Consider the following 1,714-nt stretch of genomic DNA (forward strand, 5'->3'; position numbering starts at 1 on the left):
GGAGTTGTCAGTGGGTGAATGCGCCACCTCGACTTGGAGGTTGTTGTGGCTGGTCGTTGGACTCCGAAAGATGTGAAGGCTACTTCTGTGGCGCGGCTTGTTGCAGGCGATGATGTCGGCGAGATTGCACGTGAGGCCGGTGTGGCAGAGGCCACGGTTTATGAATGGGTCAAGCAAGCAGGCGCACTCCCACCGATGAAGGCGTTGGCGCTTCAGCGCGACCAACTCATCGACGAGGCGGTGGCGCTGGTGGCTTCAGGTATGTCGGTACCGGATGCGGCTGCGACGTTAGGCATGTCACCAGGGGCGTTGTACCAGCGGTTGGCGAAAGTCGGTGTGCTGACCGAACTGCAGCAAAAGCCCCGCATCACCCCGCAGCAGAAAGCTGACGCGGTCGAGCGAGTACTAGCTGGTGAGCCGGTTGACCAGGTCGCGGCGGCGTTCGACCGGTCTGCGAATTCGGTGTATCGCTGGGTGCAGCAAGCACGCCAGGAGAAGGCGGGCGGAAACCGTGATGTGCCACAGCGCGCGGACACGCCGGAGGCTTGCACGGTAAAACCACCTGCACACAGCAAAGTTGATTCCGTGCCAGCACCAATGAAAACACAGGCAGGCCACGCGCCTGCCGACTATGCCGAGGACCGTGTGAAAGTCGGCCGCGGAGTCCGACTGTCGTATGAAGACCGCCTGACGATCCAACATGGGTGCAACCAGGGAATGTCAGCCAGACAGATCGGAGCACTTCTGGGGCGCCACCACAGCGTGATCAGCCGGGAAATCGCCCGCAACGGGTGGGAAGTTCCCGGCGAAGACGGTGAGGCCACGGTGTACTACAACGCCCGGCAAGCCGGCCTGGGCGCCAAGGCGCGTGCGCACCGGCCGAAGGTGCGCAAGCTCGACGACAACCCGGCACTTCGCGCTGTGGTGGTGACGTGTCTTGCCCGCCGGTGGTCGCCCGGGCGCATCAGTGTGTGGCTTCAGCATGCTTTCGCCGATGATGAAAGCATGCGTATTTCCCACGAAGCGATCTACAGCGCCTTGTACATCCAGGGCAAAGGCAGCTTGCGCGCCGAGCTTGAAGCGGTGATGAAGACCCAAGATGTGCTCATCCGCGGCGGCAAGCGGCGAAAAGCCCGGCCCCGTAATGCCGGTGTGCTCACCGGTAAGCCGTGGATCAAAGGCGCTGAAATCACCAAGCGCAGCCCAGAGGCTGACGACCGGGCAATCCCCGGGCACTGGGAAGGCGATCTTGTCATCGGCAAGGGCGGCAAAAGCGCGCTGATTACCCTGGTGGAGCGCACCAGCCGCTACACCCTGCTTGGTCATCTGCCCACCGAACACACATCGATGACGGTGATTGCAACGATCCAGCAGATGGTCAAAGACCTCAACGCTGAACAGCTCAAGACCATCACCTGGGATCAAGGCGTGGAAATGGCTGAAACCGCACGTGTGCGCATCAAAGACGGCTGCGAGGTGTACTTTTGCGATCCGCACGCGCCGTGGCAGCGGCCGACCAACGAGAACACCAACGGTGAGATCCGGCGCCGCTTCTACAAAAAGGGCACCGACTTCGCCGAAGTCACCCCCGGGCACGTCGCCTGGGTGCAAGACGAACTCAACGACACACCACGACAAGTCCTCGGCGGAGCAACCCCACGTGAGATACTCCAGCAAATATTCAATCGTGGCGCATTAACCGCTTGATCCCGCC

At 61.7% G+C, this 1,714-nt stretch carries 1 protein-coding gene and 1 pseudogene; both read left to right on the plus strand.

Features of this window, described 5'->3' with window-relative positions; genetic code table 11:
- Positions 1-294: 294 nt before the first annotated feature.
- Positions 295-489 (plus strand): annotated as a pseudogene (locus HMPREF3088_RS10735) (helix-turn-helix domain-containing protein); the annotation flags it as partial.
- A gap of 108 nt (positions 490-597) precedes the next feature.
- Positions 598-1,707 carry an IS30 family transposase gene (locus tag HMPREF3088_RS10235; RefSeq protein WP_246818119.1) on the plus strand — a complete coding sequence of 370 codons (1,110 nt, stop codon included), beginning with the start codon at positions 598-600 and terminating at the stop codon, positions 1,705-1,707.
- Positions 1,708-1,714 lie beyond the last annotated feature (7 nt).

Origin of the sequence: Corynebacterium sp. HMSC22B11 (genome assembly GCF_001815965.1) — a bacterium.
Classification (GTDB): domain Bacteria; phylum Actinomycetota; class Actinomycetes; order Mycobacteriales; family Mycobacteriaceae; genus Corynebacterium.